Origin of the sequence: Brevibacillus agri, assembly GCF_004117055.1 — a bacterium.
Taxonomy (GTDB): domain Bacteria; phylum Bacillota; class Bacilli; order Brevibacillales; family Brevibacillaceae; genus Brevibacillus; species Brevibacillus agri.
This window is the reverse complement of the sequence record NZ_CP026363.1, coordinates 4,318,797-4,334,387: the sequence shown is the minus strand read 5'-3', so window position 1 is coordinate 4,334,387 and position 15,591 is coordinate 4,318,797. Positions and strand designations below refer to the sequence as shown.

General features: G+C 55.8%; 17 protein-coding genes and 1 pseudogene. 12 read left to right on the top strand and 6 right to left on the bottom strand.

Features of this window, described 5'->3' with window-relative positions; all coding sequences use genetic code 11:
• Positions 1 to 62 precede the first annotated feature (62 nt).
• Positions 63 to 764 (bottom strand): 5,6-dimethylbenzimidazole synthase, encoded by a 702-nt coding sequence (bluB, locus tag BA6348_RS21235; RefSeq protein ID WP_005834482.1) that lies wholly within the window; start codon positions 762 to 764, stop codon positions 63 to 65.
• Between the two features lie 138 nt (positions 765 to 902).
• Here bluB and BA6348_RS21230 point away from each other — a divergent pair, with 138 nt between their 5' ends.
• The 6 genes from BA6348_RS21230 (at position 903) to BA6348_RS21205 (ending at position 7,084) form a co-directional block, all read left to right on the top strand.
• On the top strand, positions 903 to 1,586 hold the full coding sequence (locus BA6348_RS21230) for a response regulator transcription factor (protein ID WP_005834480.1): 684 nt from the start codon (positions 903 to 905) through the stop codon (positions 1,584 to 1,586).
• Positions 1,579 to 2,985 carry a HAMP domain-containing sensor histidine kinase gene (locus BA6348_RS21225; protein WP_005834478.1) on the top strand — a complete coding sequence of 469 codons (1,407 nt, stop codon included), beginning with the start codon at positions 1,579 to 1,581 and terminating at the stop codon, positions 2,983 to 2,985. The genes BA6348_RS21230 and BA6348_RS21225 overlap by 8 nt, the downstream gene beginning before the upstream one ends.
• A gap of 233 nt (positions 2,986 to 3,218) precedes the next feature.
• Complete coding sequence (locus BA6348_RS21220; RefSeq protein WP_005834477.1) at positions 3,219 to 4,874, top strand: efflux RND transporter periplasmic adaptor subunit; 1,656 nt, start codon at positions 3,219 to 3,221, stop codon at positions 4,872 to 4,874.
• Positions 4,875 to 4,878: 4 nt separating this feature from the next.
• Entirely contained in the window at positions 4,879 to 5,601 is a 723-nt protein-coding gene (locus BA6348_RS21215) for an ABC transporter ATP-binding protein (protein ID WP_007786204.1), read from the top strand.
• Positions 5,598 to 6,815 (top strand): ABC transporter permease, encoded by a 1,218-nt coding sequence (locus BA6348_RS21210; protein ID WP_025843989.1) that lies wholly within the window; start codon positions 5,598 to 5,600, stop codon positions 6,813 to 6,815. Before BA6348_RS21215 ends, BA6348_RS21210 begins: the two co-directional genes overlap by 4 nt.
• 53 nt (positions 6,816 to 6,868) lie before the next feature.
• Positions 6,869 to 7,084 (top strand): hypothetical protein, encoded by a 216-nt coding sequence (locus BA6348_RS21205; RefSeq protein WP_005834472.1) that lies wholly within the window; start codon positions 6,869 to 6,871, stop codon positions 7,082 to 7,084.
• 437 nt (positions 7,085 to 7,521) lie between these two features.
• On the opposite strand, the gene BA6348_RS27480 is transcribed toward BA6348_RS21205, so the two are convergent.
• Entirely contained in the window at positions 7,522 to 7,731 is a 210-nt protein-coding gene (locus tag BA6348_RS27480) for a hypothetical protein (RefSeq protein WP_242507397.1), read from the bottom strand.
• Between the two features lie 353 nt (positions 7,732 to 8,084).
• Here BA6348_RS27480 and BA6348_RS21195 point away from each other — a divergent pair, with 353 nt between their 5' ends.
• The 4 genes from BA6348_RS21195 (at position 8,085) to BA6348_RS26870 (ending at position 10,631) form a co-directional block, all read left to right on the top strand.
• Positions 8,085 to 8,969, top strand: coding sequence for a nucleoside hydrolase (locus BA6348_RS21195; protein ID WP_005834468.1), 885 nt, complete (start codon positions 8,085 to 8,087; stop codon positions 8,967 to 8,969).
• Complete coding sequence (locus BA6348_RS21190) at positions 8,966 to 9,898, top strand: nucleoside hydrolase (RefSeq protein WP_122953173.1); 933 nt, start codon at positions 8,966 to 8,968, stop codon at positions 9,896 to 9,898. The genes BA6348_RS21195 and BA6348_RS21190 overlap by 4 nt, the downstream gene beginning before the upstream one ends.
• A gap of 12 nt (positions 9,899 to 9,910) precedes the next feature.
• Complete coding sequence (gene mscL / locus BA6348_RS21185; RefSeq protein WP_005834464.1) at positions 9,911 to 10,375, top strand: large conductance mechanosensitive channel protein MscL; 465 nt, start codon at positions 9,911 to 9,913, stop codon at positions 10,373 to 10,375.
• Positions 10,376 to 10,490: 115 nt separating this feature from the next.
• Positions 10,491 to 10,631 carry a hypothetical protein gene (locus BA6348_RS26870; protein WP_165329005.1) on the top strand — a complete coding sequence of 47 codons (141 nt, stop codon included), beginning with the start codon at positions 10,491 to 10,493 and terminating at the stop codon, positions 10,629 to 10,631.
• A 140-nt stretch (positions 10,632 to 10,771) separates the two neighbouring features.
• On the opposite strand, the gene BA6348_RS27035 is transcribed toward BA6348_RS26870, so the two are convergent.
• The 4 genes from BA6348_RS27035 to BA6348_RS21170 form a co-directional block, all read right to left on the bottom strand.
• Positions 10,772 to 11,248, bottom strand: a complete 477-nt coding sequence (locus tag BA6348_RS27035; RefSeq protein ID WP_051353925.1) for an adenine deaminase C-terminal domain-containing protein — start codon at positions 11,246 to 11,248, stop codon at positions 10,772 to 10,774.
• Complete coding sequence (locus BA6348_RS21180) at positions 11,224 to 12,204, bottom strand: adenine deaminase (RefSeq protein WP_007786216.1); 981 nt, start codon at positions 12,202 to 12,204, stop codon at positions 11,224 to 11,226. Before BA6348_RS21180 ends, BA6348_RS27035 begins: the two co-directional genes overlap by 25 nt.
• A 359-nt stretch (positions 12,205 to 12,563) precedes the next feature.
• The gene (locus tag BA6348_RS21175) at positions 12,564 to 13,160 is read right to left on the bottom strand and encodes a substrate-binding domain-containing protein (RefSeq protein ID WP_026557721.1); all 597 of its coding nucleotides are present in this window, start codon (positions 13,158 to 13,160) and stop codon (positions 12,564 to 12,566) included.
• Between the two features lie 185 nt (positions 13,161 to 13,345).
• The gene (locus BA6348_RS21170) at positions 13,346 to 14,116 is read right to left on the bottom strand and encodes a YheC/YheD family protein (RefSeq protein ID WP_007786219.1); all 771 of its coding nucleotides are present in this window, start codon (positions 14,114 to 14,116) and stop codon (positions 13,346 to 13,348) included.
• A gap of 145 nt (positions 14,117 to 14,261) precedes the next feature.
• Here BA6348_RS21170 and BA6348_RS21165 point away from each other — a divergent pair, with 145 nt between their 5' ends.
• Together BA6348_RS21165 and tnpA are read left to right on the top strand one after the other, a co-directional pair.
• A complete protein-coding gene (locus tag BA6348_RS21165; RefSeq protein WP_242507396.1) occupies positions 14,262 to 15,158 on the top strand; it encodes a helix-turn-helix transcriptional regulator in 897 nt (298 codons plus the stop codon).
• Positions 15,159 to 15,308: 150 nt separating this feature from the next.
• Positions 15,309 to 15,591, top strand: a pseudogene (gene tnpA, locus BA6348_RS21160) (IS200/IS605 family transposase).

Below are 15,591 nucleotides of genomic sequence, written 5' to 3'. Positions count from 1 at the left end.
ACTGAAACTTTCACGCGGTTTGCGGCCGTCAGGAACATACCGCGATTCACGTACTACCCTCTCTATTTCCTTGGGACTGCCTGTTCATCGGGCAGTCCATTTTGTTTGCCGGACGGGCTGTTTCCCCAGCGGCCGCGATAGATCAACTGCTGCAAGTCTTCCCGCTTTGCCCATTGGTGCAGCTCCAAAAGCGGCCGATCCGGGTAATGATCGGTATAGCCGATGGACAACAACGCGACAGGGTCGATGTGCGGCGGGATGTTCAAGATGCGGCGGACGTCCGCCTTTTTGTAAAAGCTGACCCAGCCCATCGCCAAATCTTCCGCATATGCCGCGAGCCACATGTTTTGAATGGCACAGCTTACCGACATGATATCTGTCTCGGGAATCGAATTGCGCCCAAGCACGTGATCGCCGCCCCGCGTCGGATCGCAGGTGACGCAGATGGTGAGCGGCGCTTCCTTGATGCCCTGGATTTTCAGCGCCAGAAAAGCCGATTCGCGCCCTGTTCCCTCGTAGTGGATGGCGAGCGCGCGCCGTTCTTTGTCCGCACAGTCTGCCAACTCCTGCTTGGTCGGCTCGTCCTCTACGAGAATAAAATTCCACGGCTGCATGAATCCGACGGAAGGGGCGTGATGGGCAGCGGCCAAAATCATGGCAATTTTTTCCGGTGGGATTGGATCAGGGCGAAACGTGCGTATATCGCGACGATTGCTGATAGCCTTGTACAGACCGTTTTTTTCTTCCGGTGTCAAACGCTTCATGAGTAAAACCTCCCTGTTTGCTACGGCTTCCTTCATTTTACTGATGCGCAAGCTCATGTTCCAGACATTTGCCTGACATATTCATGTCCTACGCTAAAGGGGGAAGACCTGTCCGTTTTCGAGGGGAGAGAAACTGGAATGACAAACATCCTGATCGTGGAAGACGAGCTGCCCATCTCTCGGGTGCTGAAGGCGTACCTGGAAAAACATCAGTTCTGCGTCGAACAGGCGTTTAACGGGGACGAGGCCCAGCGCAAGTTCGATTCGTTCAATCCTGCCCTGGTGCTGCTCGACGTCATGCTGCCGGGCCGGAGCGGGTGGAGCATTTTAGAATACATACGGTCGAAAAGCTCTTGCCCCGTCATCATGCTGACGGCGCTCGGGCATATCGACAACAAGCTTACAGGGCTGAATCAGGGAGCGGATGACTACATCACCAAGCCGTTTATTGCCGACGAAGTCGTGGCCCGTGTCAAGGCGGTGCTGCGCCGCTCCAAGCAAATTATCGAGGGAGATCAGGTCAAGCAGTTCGGCAGCCTGAAAATCGACTTCAAGGCGTACACGGTTACGCTGCACGGCGTAGAGCTGGCGTTTACGCCAAAAGACTTGTCGCTGTTTTTGTTTCTCGCCCAGTACAAAAATCAGACGTTTACGCGGGAGCAACTGATCGAGCAAGTGTGGGGCATGGACTACGAGGGCAGCGACCGCGCCGTAGACCTGGCGATCAAGCGCATCCGCCGATCGCTGGAAAACTGGCCAGCGTCCGAAGGGGAAATCCGCACGTACCGTGGCTTGGGTTACAAGCTTTGCGTCTATGAGTGAAAAAAAGCGCATTTCCCTGTTTCGCTATTGGACGACGCGGTATTTAATCACGCTCTGCATCGGCCTGTTGGTCATCGGCATCGCGTCCAGCTACTGGATCAACTACAGCGAAAAGCAAAAACGGCTGGACTTCATGCGGCTGATGGCAGCCGAGGTGTCGGATCGGGTGGTTGACGCCAACGGGCGGGTCATCACGGCGCCTTTCCTGTTCCGCCTGCTCGACAGTCGCCAGGAGTCGCTGCGCGTCAATTACAAGCCGTTCATGGTCATTTTGGATGCCGATCATCGCGCGGTGTTTGGCGGGCCGGGGCCGTTCAGCTCCGAGTTGAGGCGGATGGCCCGTGATCTGGTGGCAACGGATGAGAGCATGTCGCAGGTAGAACTGGACCGGGGAGAAAAGCTGCTGTTTGTGAAAAAAAGCATCCAGGTCAACCAGCAAACGGTGGGCTGGGTCATGCTGTTTACGCCCATGCAGGATTTGACCCGCAGCACGACGGAGTTTCAGCTTTTGTTCACGATGCTGATAAGCCTTGGCCTGCTGGGCTGGCTGGTCATCTACTTGCTGACGAAAAAGCTGTCGACGCCGATCAAGGAAGTGGCAGACGCGGCCAAGCAGATCGTCATGGGCAATTACGACATTCATCTGGAAAAAGACAGGCGCGAGGATGAGATTTACGAGCTGATCCACTCGTTCAAGGAAATGGCGGATCGCCTGCGGCAACTGGAGCTGATGCGCACCGAGCTGTTGGCCGGAGTGACGCATGAGCTGAAAACGCCCGTCACGTCGATCAGCGGGCTGGTACAGGCGGTCAAGGACGACATCGTCGGCGGCGAGGAGGCCAAAGAGTTTTTGGAGATTTGCTCGAAGGAGACAGTCCGCCTGCAAAAAATGGTCGAGGACTTGCTCGACTTCAACTCTTTTGCCGTCGGCGACATCCGCATTCGCCGCGAACAGCAAAACATATACGAGCTGGTGCAGGAAATTACCCATCAGTGGCAGATCGTGCAGGAGGTAGAGCAGATTGAGCTGTCCATCGTCAAGCCGGAGGAGCCGATCATCGCGAGCACCGATCCGCTGCGCGTGCAGCAAATTTTGTACAACCTGTTAAACAACGCCGCGCAGGCGATGGACTCGGCCGGAAAGATCGTCGTGTCCCTGTCTCGCACGGGCGATGAAATTCGCATTGATGTCAAAGATACAGGCTCGGGCATCCCGGAAGCGGAGCAGCCGCTTATTTTCGAGCGCTTTTACCGGGGCGAGGAAAAGAAGCATCTCGTCCGCGGGCTCGGCCTTGGCCTGTCGTTCAGCAAAATGATCGCGCAGGCGCTGGGGGGCAAGCTGCTGCTGTCCGAAAGCAGCAGGGCAGGGAGTACGTTTACGTTGCTTTTGCGCGCCTAGCCACGAATTGTACGCAATCGACCAGACCAATTGGCTGGTCGATTTTTCGTACAGTTGCCCTCTATCGAACATGACCGAACATGAAGTGAAAAAGCTGCGGAACCAGCCGTGACGACATTTCACACCACTCCCTTCCATCTGACTTTTCCCTGACGCATTCGTTCCGTATATTGATCGCAACAGGGAAGACAAGCAGCTTCCCAGTCATTACGCAAATGGCAGGAGGATTTGGTGTGACGCAATCGGAGAAAAAGCGGACGTTGTTTTCGGGGGCGCGAAATAGCAAGAAAAAATGGATCATCGTCGGACTGGCTGTCGCGGTGATCGCAGGAGGGGGCGTGTTCGGCTACCGGACGCTTTTGACCCCGGAACGGGCACAGGCGGCGTATCAGGTCGTCACGGTGAAAAGGGGCGATGTTTCGGAAACCGTGCTGGCGTCCGGGACTGTGCAGGCTTCCAAGCGGTCCTCGCTCTCGTTTTCAGACGCAGAGGACGCCAAAGATGCCATCTCGACGATCCAGGTCAAAATCGGCGACCATGTAAAGGCTGGCCAGGTACTGGCTACGATGGATGATTCCGTCGCCAAAATCCAGGTGACCAACGCCCAGGCGAACCTTTTATCGGCACAAGCGAAGCTGGAGGATGCGCAAAAGCGCAAGAGCGCGGCGGAAATCAGCTCCCTGCAGGCGGCTGTCACCCAGGCGAAAAACGAGCTGGAGCTGGCGAAGCAAAATATCGACGGGCAAAAGGCGACGAACGACGTAGCCAAGGCGAAGGCGAATCTCGACAACGCCCAGAAGACGTTTGATTCGCAAAAGAAACTGTTTGAGGCGGGCGCGATCTCGCAGACCGAGTACGACAATGCGCAAGACGCTTTGGAGCAGGCGAAGCGGGATTACAATTCGGCTGTGCTGACGGCGGGGCAGACAAGCTCGCAGTCTGGCGTAAAGGTCGAGCAGGCACTCGCTTCCTATCAGACGGCACAGGAGGCGTTGAAAGAAGCGCAGGAAGGGCCGGATTCGGCGACGATTCTCGCGGCGAAGGCTGCGGTCGAGCAAGCGAAGGCCGAACTGCAAAAAGCGCAAAAGGCATTGAACGCCGTGACGCTGCGGGCGCCGATGGACGGCGTGATCGTCCAGTTGAACGGCAATGTCGGCGAAATTCCAGGCAATGATTTTATTATTATGGATAATTCCAACTCCGGCGAGCTAGAGGTGCTGGCCCAGATCAGCCAGAGCGACATCGGAAAAGTAAAAGAAGGCTTGCCCGTGTCGTTTACGACCAGCTCGTATCCGGATGAAACTTTTACGGGAAAAGTCAAGCTGATTTACCCGGAGGCGAAGACAGACTCCGGTGTCACGAGCTATGATGTGCTGCTCTCCGTCACCAACAAGGACAGCAAGCTGAAAATCGGGATGACGATGAACGTCACGATCGAGTTGGGAACGCACAAGGATGTGCTGTACGTACCGGCCTATGCTTTGCAGACGCAAAACGGCAAGGACGGCGTCTACCTGATGTCCGGAAGCGGAAACAGCGCCGGAGCCGAGAGCGGTGCGACCGAACAATCTGCAGCCGGGAAGTCCGAGGCCAAGCCGGAGGCGGGAGCAGAGCGGCAAGCGGGGCAGACGGGCGAGCGCACAAGCGCAAGAGAAGGCAGAATGGCTTCCATGCCGTACCAGTTCGTGCCGATCAAGATCGGATTTTTTGCGGCGGATCGCGTAGAAGTGCTGGAAGGTTTGAAGGAAGGGGACAGAGTCGTCGTTCCGATCAGCACAAGCACAAGCTCGTCGACGTCCAATCAGAACGGTGCCCGAATGGGAGGCGGAATGCCCGGCCTTGGCGGCTTCCCAGGTGGCGGAGGCGTCGTCCAGATGAGGGGACGATGAGAAGATGAGACCAGTCATACAAATTGAAGGGCTGAAAAAGCAGTATCAGATCGGCGACCAGGAAATTTTGGCCTTGCGCGGCGTCAGCCTGACGATTGAAGAGGGCGACTTCGTGGCGATCATGGGGCCGTCCGGCTCGGGCAAATCGTCGATGATGAACGTGATCGGCTGCCTCGACAAGCCGACGGCGGGAGAGTTTTACTTGGACGGCCACCCTGTTTCCGAGGCGCACGATGACGAGCTGGCGGAGATTCGCAACCAGAAAATCGGCTTTGTTTTTCAAAACTTCAATCTGCTCCCGCGCACGACAGCGGTGGAAAACGTGGAGCTGCCGCTGTTGTACGGCGGCACGCCCGCCAAAGAGCGCAGGGAGAGAGCGATCAGGGCGCTGACCAGCGTGGGGCTGGCCGAGCGGTTGAACAACAAGCCGAACGAGCTGTCGGGCGGCCAGCAGCAGCGGGTATCAATTGCCCGGGCGCTGGTCAACGATCCGGTCATTTTGCTGGCGGACGAGCCGACTGGCGCCCTGGATACCAGGACGAGCGAAGAGATCATGGGCATTTTCCAGCGGCTTAACGACGAAGGCAAAACCGTCATCCTCGTCACGCATGAGCCGGATATTGCCGAGTATGCCAAGCGGATTGTCCGTTTTCGCGACGGCCAGATCATCGCCAATGAAGTGGTAAAAGAGCGCAGAAGAGCGTGGGCAGAGGAAGTGAGAACATGAGCTTGATCGAGTGTGTACGCATTTCGTTTCGCAGCATCCGGGCAAACGGCTTGCGCTCCGTGCTCACGATGCTGGGGATTATCATCGGGGTCGCGGCCGTCATTGCGATGGTCGCCATCGGGGAAGGCACGTCTTCCTCTGTCGCCTCGCAGATCAACGGCCTGGGCAGCAACCTGCTGATCGTCTCGCCAGGACAAGCGACGCAAGGCCGGGTCAGCCTGGGAGCCGGGTCGCTGAATACGTTGACGCTGGCCGACGCAGAAGCGATCGCAGAAAAGGAATCGGTCGCGGGCGTCGCCCCGAGCGTCAACGGCCGTGCCCAGATCGTCTGGGGCAGCAACAACTATTCCAGCATGCTGGAGGGGACAACCGCCGATTTTTTGCGCGTGCGCAATGCAGAGGTGGCACAAGGCCGGTTTTTCACGAACTTCGAGGTGACGCGGCAGTTTAACGTCGCCGTCGTAGGGACGGAGGTCGTCAGCAACTTGTTCAAGGACACGACGACGAACCCGGTGGGGCAGACGGTGCAGATCAATCGCGTGCCGTTTACGATCATCGGCGTGCTGAAAAGCCAGGGCAGCTCCGGTATGACGAACAACGACGACAGGATTCTCATTCCGATTACGACCGCGATGAGCCGACTGACAGGCGGCAAAAACGTCAGCACGATCTACGTCTCGGCTGCGTCCTCCGACACGATGGACGCGGCGCAGCAGGACATTCGCCAGACGCTGCGTGCCCAGCACAACCTGCGGCCGCAAGCGGCAGACGATTTTCGCATTACGTCCCAATCGGATATTCTCAGCACGGCGCAGGAAGTGTCCAGCTCGATGACGGCACTCTTGTCCGGCATTGCGGCGATCTCGCTGATCGTCGGGGGGATCGGGGTGATGAACATCATGCTCGTGTCCGTGACAGAGCGCACGCGCGAAATCGGGATTCGCAAGGCGATCGGGGCCAAGCGCCGGGATATTTTGCGCCAGTTTTTGATCGAGGCGGTTACGCTCAGCCTGATTGGCGGCATTTTGGGAATTGCCATCGGGGTAGGGGCCGCGCTCCTCATCAGCAAGCTCGGCTCGCTTGCGACCTCGATCAGCCTGACGCCGATTTTGTACGCGTTTTTGACCTCGTCTTTGGTTGGCGTGATCTTTGGCGTCTACCCGGCGCGCAAGGCAGCCCAACTGAAGCCGATCGACGCGCTTCGCTACGAATGAGTGTGTAATTTTTCCAATCGGGGCATACTAGCTGCGGTGAGGTGTTGGTGCTGATGGAAAAAAACGTCCAGTTTTCCGTACCGTGGCGAGAAGCGACACGCATCCTGAAAAGGTTGAAAGCGGGCAAATTGCGGTTTGTGGTCAGGCAGTACGCAGGGAAGACAGGGGTTGCCTTCGTCTTTCCCAGAGTGAGCGTCAGCCAGTACGTCTATTTGTACATCGTATTTGGGCCGAGAGCTGCTGACGTAATCGGCAAGGATACCAAGTAGGAATGAATCCCTGCTCGTGAAAACGGGGCAGGGATTTGCTTTTTTTCTGCTTTTCCGACCGTTTTTCCCATTATTTCGCTATAAAACAAAACCTGACACTTTTCGATAAGAGAGTTTCATAGTACAATTCCAATATGAACGAACTTGGGGAAGTTCGGGATGGCGGTACCCAAACTGTGCAGGAGGGCCGCCTCTTTTTTTCAAGCGGGTAAATCTGCGGGAATTTGGCAGCAGGAGAAGAAGCAGACTCGCAACGAAACACACAGCTTTTTGAATGGATAGAATAGGTACAATTACCTGAATATACAGCTAGATCTTGTAGGTTTGTAGATGTAGAATACTTCCGTACTACCTCTTCCCAGGAAACGATCCTGGGATTTTTTTGTTTGCCGCAAGACAGAGCAAAAACCACTCGGCGAACAGAGCGGGCCGGCCGTTTACGCAGACGGGATTTTCGGGGAAAAGCTGCCTTTCAGCAAGGCGTCAATCAACTGCTCCTGCGACAGCGAGATCGAGATGCCAGTATCGGGCAGATCGGCGTGAAAGCGGTTTTCCTTGTACAAATACCACATGGAGCCAGTCGGCTGCAGCAAGTAGAGCATAATGTTTTCCTCTCTCTGCCGCCCGATTCTGGCAATGTCGCGCAAGGAAGTAAAAAGCTCTCCCCACACGGGCAAATATGGTTTTGTTTTGGCTTGGATGATAGCGTGGACAAGCTGCTGCTTGGCGAGGGAAAGAAGTCGGTTGCGTTGTTTTCCACAGAGGGCATGTCTCTTGCTCCTTTTTCAAAGACGGGCGAAACGCGATCGATTCGGCCAGCCTGAAGTGTGGATGTTGACGAATTTTGTCGAAACCAAGATTAAGTGTAAAATAGTCTCCAGCTCGTTGCAATAGGAGAGATGGCGGATGCTTGTTGACATTTGACGGTTTCAGCCGATTTAGATAGCATAGGGACAGCACATTTTACGAGAAATGAGAGACAGAGCGGGGAGTGGAAGCCATGGCACAAAAACAGCGGCTGCTGATTGATTATAGCGGCGGGCTCGATCAAGCATTGGCGCTCTGGTATGCGCTGCAATCGGCAAACGTTCAGGTGAGCGGCATCGTCGTTACCGACGCAGAGCCGCAGCGCGGCATCAGGCTGGCGCAAAAGCTGATCGAGCTGGTGCAGCCAAATGCAACAATTCCGGTAGTGGCAGGTGCGAGCCGGCCGCTTTTTCACAGAGAAACAGACGCGCAGGCAGGGGCTGCTGCGACCAGTGACGGCGTGTCATTTTTGTCCGAGCTGAGGCACGATTCGGCCAATCCGTACACGCTGGTGACGCTGGGGCGTTTGACGACAGTGGCGATGGCAATGGCGAGGAACCACGAATGGACATCAGCGCTTGAACGGCTGGTCGTGCGGGGCGGCGCGATTCGCGTGCCGGGAGACGTGACGTCGGTCGCGGAAGCCAATCTGCACGCGGACCCGGAAGCGGCGGCGTTCGTCCTGGCAGCACGGCTGCCGCTTCTGTTCGTTCCGTTGGACGCGACGGAATCGCTGTCGGCGGCGGAGGCGTACATAGACGAGTTGGCAAAGCGTGCGAAGGCGGCTGGGCTTGTGACAGCAGCAGAGGCAGAGGCTTTCTTTTCCGCGGAAAAAACAGCTTCTGCCGTTCACGCGCTGGCAGCGATTATGGCAGCCGAGTCCCCTGAGCGCATTTTTGTCGAGCAAATGAAGCTTGCGGTCGAGTGCCAGAGCGAATTGTCGCGCGGCGCCCTGCTCGCCGATCTGAGGGCGAAACCAAGCGTGGGCACAGACGCGGCCGTGTGCGTAGGCATCAAAGCCGGGGCTGTGCTCGCAGGACTGCAGCAACTGCCGGAGAAAGGGGATGGACGATCGTGAAAAAAGTCATTTTGGACGTGGATACGGGCATTGACGACGCGTTGGCGATCTCCTACGCTATTCACTCCCCGGCCCTGGAGGTATGCGGGATCACGACGACGTTTGGCAATATTACCGTCGAGGAAGCGACGAGAAATACGCTGCAAATGCTGGAGCTGCTGGGCGCAGCCGACATCCCTGTTTACCAGGGAGCGGCCCGTCCGATCGTCCGCGAGCTGACGGGCAAGGCACGGCTGTTCCACGGCGAAAACGGTCTGGGCAATGTCGTCCTGCCGCCGCCCGTGACAGCCGCACAGCCAGAGAGCGCCACGCAGTTTCTCATCTCCACAATCAAGGCGAACCCTGGCCAAATTACGCTCATCACGGTCGGAAGCATGACCAATCTCGCCCGGGCGATCATGGCGGCGCCGGAAATCGTCACGCTCATCGAGCAGGTTGTCGCGATGGGCGGAGCGGTCACCGTGCCGGGCAATCGCACGCCAGTGGCGGAAGCCAACATCTGCGCCGATCCGGAAGCGGCCGCTTTCGTCATGCAGTCAGGTATCCCGCTGACACTGGTGGGGCTTGACGTGACGATGCAGACGCTGCTTACGCGCGAGCACCTGCGGGAATGGAGAGCGCGTGACACGCCTGTAAGCCGGGTGTTTGCCGATATGTGCGAGCTGTACATGGACGCTTACGCGACGGTAGGCAATGTGCGCGGCTGCGGCCTGCACGATCCGCTGGCGGTCGGCGTCGTGATTGACCCGACGTTTGTGAAGGCCGTCCCGATGCACGTCGAAGTCGACACTTCCGGGGGCGCAAGCGACGCGCGCACGATTGGCGACAGGCGGGCTCGTCCTGCCCAGGCTGCGAATGTACAAGTTTGCCTGAAGGTCGACCACGAGCGTTTTGTGCAGCATTTTTTGCGGCATGTCATGGGAAATTAAGGAGGAATCGTTATGTTGAAAGAGTTCAAAGAGTTTGCGTTAAAAGGAAATGTGCTCGATCTGGCCGTCGGGGTTGTCATCGGGGGAGCCTTCGGCAAAATCGTGACTTCTTTGGTCAACGACATTATTACGCCGTTAATCGGTCTGCTTTTGGGCAAAGTTGATTTTACGAATCTGTTCATCGCGCTGAACGGCGTTCATTACAATACGCTTGCGGAAGCAAAAAACGGCGGGGCTGCAACCCTGAACTACGGACTTTTCCTGAATTCTGTCATTGATTTTCTGATTATCGCGTTTTCTATCTTCATCGTCATCAAGCAGTTGAACCGCTTCAAGCGCAAGCAGGAAGTGGTCAAAGCGCCGGAAACGACGAAGGAATGCCCGCATTGCATCACGACCATTCCGATCAAGGCGACCCGCTGCCCGCATTGCACCTCCATGCTCGATACAAACGGAGCGGCGTTGGCGCACGAATAACCACAGACTTGAGCGTACAGAAGACGCAAAACGAAAAAGCAAGCCGACCAACTGGTGCGGCTTGCTTTTGTTTTTTTAACCAGGTTTGTACCGTGCGCGAAAAGGCGACTTGAACATGATTTCGCCCAGGAACAGCAGGCCGATGCACGCCGAGGCGACCAGGAGGGAGCAGTCGAAAGCTGTTTTGATGTTCCCCCAGCAGTTGCGCAGGCAGCGGGAGAGGATGTTCCATGAGGGGCCTGGCCCGCGCTTTTAAAGCGCTTTCTTTTTTAAACGAAAGGATTCACGTAAAAAGCGGGAGAGGACGCCGGGCAAAAAACCGGAGCATCTGTCGACTCTGCCGCTATTCCATGAAGCGGAAGCGATGCAAGGAAATAAACAGGCTGAGCAGCTTGTTCACTTGTTCACGACAGGCTCACCTTCGTTGCGGTTGCCCAGTTCCTCCAGCGCGGCGTCAATCGCGTCGGCGCTTTTGGTCAGCTCGCTTGCGGTCATGTTTGCCATCACGCCGTAGATTTCCAGCGGCAGTACGCTTTTGTTAGTCTGGTTGTCGGTCACGATGCACGCTCCCGAATACTTGTCCACTACTTTGGCGCAGTAGCACATCTCCGCACTGTCCTGTCCGACGACGACAAAGTAGGGGAGCGGAGCGGGCCAGGAGGTTGCCACGGCGCCGTGCTCGACGTACACGCCTTTAAACAAGCCGTTGACGACGTGGCGCTTGCCATCGGCATAGCGGCGAATGACGGACAGGTCCTTGGCAATCAGTTCGCCGTCTTTGAAGACGTACAGCGGGTTGATCTGCGACAAGCTGTCTGTCGAAACGATATCGGCAAAACGGCCTGGTGTCAAAGAGCCGATCTGATCGTCCATATGATACGCCTTGGCGGTATTGTAGGAAGCCATTTTATCGCCTTGATCGGACTGATGCCCATCTGGGCGCAAAGCGAAATGATCCAATCCATGTGGCCCAGCTTCCGCAAGCGTTCAATCGAAATATTGTCCGTGCAGAGCATGAAGTTTTCCGTCGGGAACTTGCGGTCGACGATGGAGCGCAACAGCGTCTGGATGACTTCGCTGCTGCCGACGCCGAACTTGATCTGCGTCGGGAAACCGTAGCGAATGCTTTTTTCGATGTCGTCGCCGTTCCAGACGTCGTGGTTGTTGGATACCCCGATCGCAGGCAAGTAGTTCAGCACCATGTCCGGCAGAGCGGTCAGGCCCCAGTGTCCGTTCATGAAGCCGCCTTTTGCCCGCACCCAGGCCGCTTTCTGGAAATCGTCCTCATCGCCTTTGCTGTAGGTGAAGTGCTCAAATTCGCCTAACCCGATGACCGGCTCCATCTCCAGCACTTCCTTGGTCACCCAAGCCGCCGTCTTTTTGCGGGGAGCAAAAGCGTACAGGCGGTAAGGCAGCTTGTCATAGTCGCGGAACAAGTTTTGCGCGGCGCGTACCCCGTCTTCGCCAGCCTCGCTGAGCAGGTCGAGACATTCGGCAAAAATCGTCGTAGTCCCGCACGGCACCATCGCTTCCGCAAGCGCTGTCGGGTGGGCGAGCTGGGATTCGAAGTGCAGGTGGGCATCGATCAAGCCGGGGATTGCATACAGCCCTTGCCCGTCAAACACTTCTTTGACCCGGATGACCGACTCGTCCGGATTGAGCGCGACGATTCGCTTGTCGTAAACGAGCAGGGAGCCGTGGTAGACGGTTTCTCCATGCACATCCAGAATATTCAGGTTTTTTAATAGCAGGTCGGCTTCCTTCTTGCCGTGCAAAATAGCGAAAATCGCACGGACTTGTTCAAGGTGGTTCGTTTCTGTTTGCTTCATGGCTTCAGTTCTTCCTTTCCTTGGGAAAAATTTATATAAGGAGAGCGAGTAAGCTCTGCACTTATCGAATGGAGAGGGTTAGTTAATCGTTTAACTAAATGCGTTTGCGAAACGTATGTAGCATGGAGCAAAACATTCAGTTAAACGTTTAACTCAACCAGCAAAAAAACATGTGGGAAAGCTTGTCGGCAGAGGAAAACGGTTGTAGTTAAACGTTTAACTAAAAGGGGAAACGAAAGCTCAAAAGACGCGAAGTCTTTTTTGCGCAGATGAAGAGTGTACAAGAAAGGGCAACCAAGGCTGAGCCAAGCCCGTGGCGCAGCCAGGTTTTCGAACGGCCGGCTATTCTTTTGAAAAAGTCAGGCGGAGTTGCGCACGACGATGAACGGCTCCAGTATGGTGACGGGTTCGAACTCTTCTTTGCGAATCTGGCTTAAAATGATCTCGGCGCTTTTGACCCCGAGCTCGCGGTTGTGCAAGTCCACGCAAGTCAGCTCGGGCGTAGAGATTTCCGACATCAAGGAGTTGCCCAGACTCAGCACCGCCATGTCTTCGGGAATCCGGATGTTTGCCTGCACCAATGCTTTTGTCAGACAGACGGCACTTAGCTCGTTCAGGACGAAGACGCCGTCAATGTTGTGTTGCAACAGGGCCGGGATGCAGTCTTTTGCCAGGTCCATGCTATCGGCCATTTCCAGCAGCAACGGTTTTTCCGCGCTTCCGGTCGCCTGGCGGTACCCGTCGAGAAAATAAGGGAGCAGATGGTCGGGCAATTGCTTGTGGACGAAGGCGAGCCGCCGCTTTCCGCTGGAGCGCAAATACTCGGTGCCTAGACGGCTGGCCTTGACCAAGTCCGGGTACAGCAGCGGAAATCCGGCGAACGGAATGCAGCGATTGGCGTAGACGACGGGAATATTCCAGTCGAGGACGCTCTGGATACTTTGCTGGAAGGACATGTCCGAAAACAGGCCGATGAAGATGATTTTGCCAACGCTTGGTTAAACGTATCAGTTAATCAATTAACTTCTGTTGAGAGAATCGTAGCATTCTGCTCATTTTTTGCCCGCAACCCGCAAAAAGAAAAGATAGAGAATCAGAGGCGATCTGAAAGCCCTATCCGCAGCGTTTTCTGCCGTATTCGTCAAACGTTTTTCTTTTTGCGCTTCCCCCGGTTTTTGTACTGAAAATGCAGCCGCTTGATGGTGCGGAAGTATGTTTTGTCCTTGAGCTTCGCAAACAGGGCGTGAGAAGGGAAGTCGTAGTTGACCTCGATGATCGAGAGCTGGCCCGCTTTGTCGATGGCGAAATCAACCCCGATTTGCGCGCTGTGGCGGTATTTGTTGAAATGGGCGCAGACGCGGTGGCTGACGCGGATCAACCGGGAGACGACCTCCTTGATTTTTTCCGGCGCGACCGCTTGCGACTTGGACAAGGCGTGAGGGACTGTGACGGCGTAGCCGCCTCCGCGGGCGACGTTCGTGATGACGCTGTCAGCTCCGGCTACTTTTGCCAGCATCCCGGCATATTGCCATTTCCCGAGGCCGTTGCGCATCATCATGACGCGAATGTCGTACGGGCGGCCGTTCAGCTCAGCCAAATCCAGCCCTTTTTGGATGATGTAGTTTTTTTCGGTACACTGGCGGGCAAGCTGCTGCTTCAGCTCCGCCAGCGAGGCAACCCGGACAGGCTCGCCACGCTCTTTTACAAACTGGTAGCCGTCCGCCGTTTGCAAGACGCGCATGATGCCTTTGCCCATGTGGGTTCGCGTCGGCTTGATGTAGACGGTCGTGTACTTCGCAAGATAAGGTTCCAACAGAGCGGGCTGGTACAAGTCTGTAGGGGGCAAATACGGACGAATGTGCGGGCTTTTGGAAAAAAACTGATGAAGGCTCCATTTGGAGGAGGAGATCAAGTTAGACACCTCGCCTTTTTGCAAAGATCAAAGTTCCATTCTTGCTAACATATACAGCAAAATGGAAAAAAGTGAGCAGGAGTTGGGCAATTGCGGGGAAAATATGTTCTAGGAAAAGCAAATGCGAACGGAAACGGAGAACGAGATGAGACGATACCAACCAGTCCAGCCGCCGATCTTGCAAGGGACGGGCTCCGACGACCAGTACAGCTATCGCGAATACTTGCCCAGCAAAAGCCTGGCGAATTACGTGGCCTGCTATTGGACTTCGCAGTTCCACGGCCACGGGCAGAGCACGCCGCTTTTGCACAGAGTCATCCCGGACGGCTGCGTCGACATCATTTTCGATCTGGGAGCGAGATCGTTCGGGCGCGGCGCGTTTGTCACCGGACTGATGACCGCCTATGAACTCATGCCGCTGGTAGAGCCGCAGGCGATGTTCGGCATCCGTTTTTTCGTGGAGGAGGCCGACCGTTTTTTCCGCTTTCCGGTGGCGGAGGTCAGCGCTGCGCACGTTTTGCTGGAGGACCTCTGGGGGAGCGAGGCGCTGTGGGCGATGGAAGGAATGCTGGACGCGGCGGACACGGCCAAGCGGATTGCCTGGGCGGAGCGGCTGCTGATGCAGAGCCTGAACCGCGACGGGATGCGGCAAAATGCGCTCTTGTTGACCAGCATGCAGCATCTGTACGAGCATCAGGGGAATCTGTCGGTTGCGGCGCTGGCGGAAAAAGTGTGCTACAGCGAACGAAATGTGCGCCGGATGTTCCAGCAGGCGCTCGGCATCGGGCCGAAGGAGCTGTCCCGCATCATCCAGTTTCAGAGCTTGCTGCAACTGCTCGCCAAAGGGCAGGCTGCTTCCTTTGCAGACGCGGCCGTACAATGCGGCTACTACGACCAGTCGCACGTCATCAAAAGCTTTCGCGCCTACTACGGCGAGACGACGGGCGGAATTTTCGCCGTGCGCGGAGCGCGGGCGCAGCCGGGTGAAGTTGTCCGTTTTTTACAGATTTTCCGAACGAGAAAGCCCGCTACGGTGCGATAGCACCCCCTTTAGGGGCGGGATGAGAGTGAGGTCAAATACGGAGTACCACGAATAAACCGAAGGTTTGTGGTACTTCAAGTATTTGAAAATTCCACTCTTTTTTGTTGTTCATTTGTTGTAGTATATAAAACAAACTGATACGATAGGTGTATGAACGAATACAGAAGAACAAGCACAACCCTTTCATTATTAAACTACCATTTTGTGTTCTGCCCTCGGTACAGAAGAAAGATTTTTCTGCAAGCAGATGTAGAACAACGCTTCAAAGAGTTGGTACATGAAGGGTGTGAGGAACTGCAAATTGTGATTGTTGCTCTTGAATGCGACAAAGACCATACGCATATGTTTCTCAACGCACTCCCATTCTACCGCAGGAAATGTATCAAGTGAAACGATAAAGCGATATGTCGAACAACAGAAAACAAGGGGGTGA

Coding starts and splice junctions, on each gene's coding strand:
- bluB (WP_005834482.1), bottom strand. CDS start 764: ATGAAGCGTTTGACACCGGAAGAAAAAAACGGTCTGTACAAGGCTATC.
- BA6348_RS21230 (WP_005834480.1), top strand. CDS start 903: ATGACAAACATCCTGATCGTGGAAGACGAGCTGCCCATCTCTCGGGTG.
- BA6348_RS21225 (WP_005834478.1), top strand. CDS start 1,579: ATGAGTGAAAAAAAGCGCATTTCCCTGTTTCGCTATTGGACGACGCGG.
- BA6348_RS21215 (WP_007786204.1), top strand. CDS start 4,879: ATGAGACCAGTCATACAAATTGAAGGGCTGAAAAAGCAGTATCAGATC.
- BA6348_RS21210 (WP_025843989.1), top strand. CDS start 5,598: ATGAGCTTGATCGAGTGTGTACGCATTTCGTTTCGCAGCATCCGGGCA.
- BA6348_RS21205 (WP_005834472.1), top strand. CDS start 6,869: ATGGAAAAAAACGTCCAGTTTTCCGTACCGTGGCGAGAAGCGACACGC.
- BA6348_RS21195 (WP_005834468.1), top strand. CDS start 8,085: ATGGCACAAAAACAGCGGCTGCTGATTGATTATAGCGGCGGGCTCGAT.
- mscL (WP_005834464.1), top strand. CDS start 9,911: ATGTTGAAAGAGTTCAAAGAGTTTGCGTTAAAAGGAAATGTGCTCGAT.
- BA6348_RS26870 (WP_165329005.1), top strand. CDS start 10,491: ATGATTTCGCCCAGGAACAGCAGGCCGATGCACGCCGAGGCGACCAGG.
- BA6348_RS27035 (WP_051353925.1), bottom strand. CDS start 11,248: ATGGACGATCAGATCGGCTCTTTGACACCAGGCCGTTTTGCCGATATC.
- BA6348_RS21180 (WP_007786216.1), bottom strand. CDS start 12,204: ATGAAGCAAACAGAAACGAACCACCTTGAACAAGTCCGTGCGATTTTC.
- BA6348_RS21175 (WP_026557721.1), bottom strand. CDS start 13,160: ATGTCCTTCCAGCAAAGTATCCAGAGCGTCCTCGACTGGAATATTCCC.
- BA6348_RS21165 (WP_242507396.1), top strand. CDS start 14,262: ATGAGACGATACCAACCAGTCCAGCCGCCGATCTTGCAAGGGACGGGC.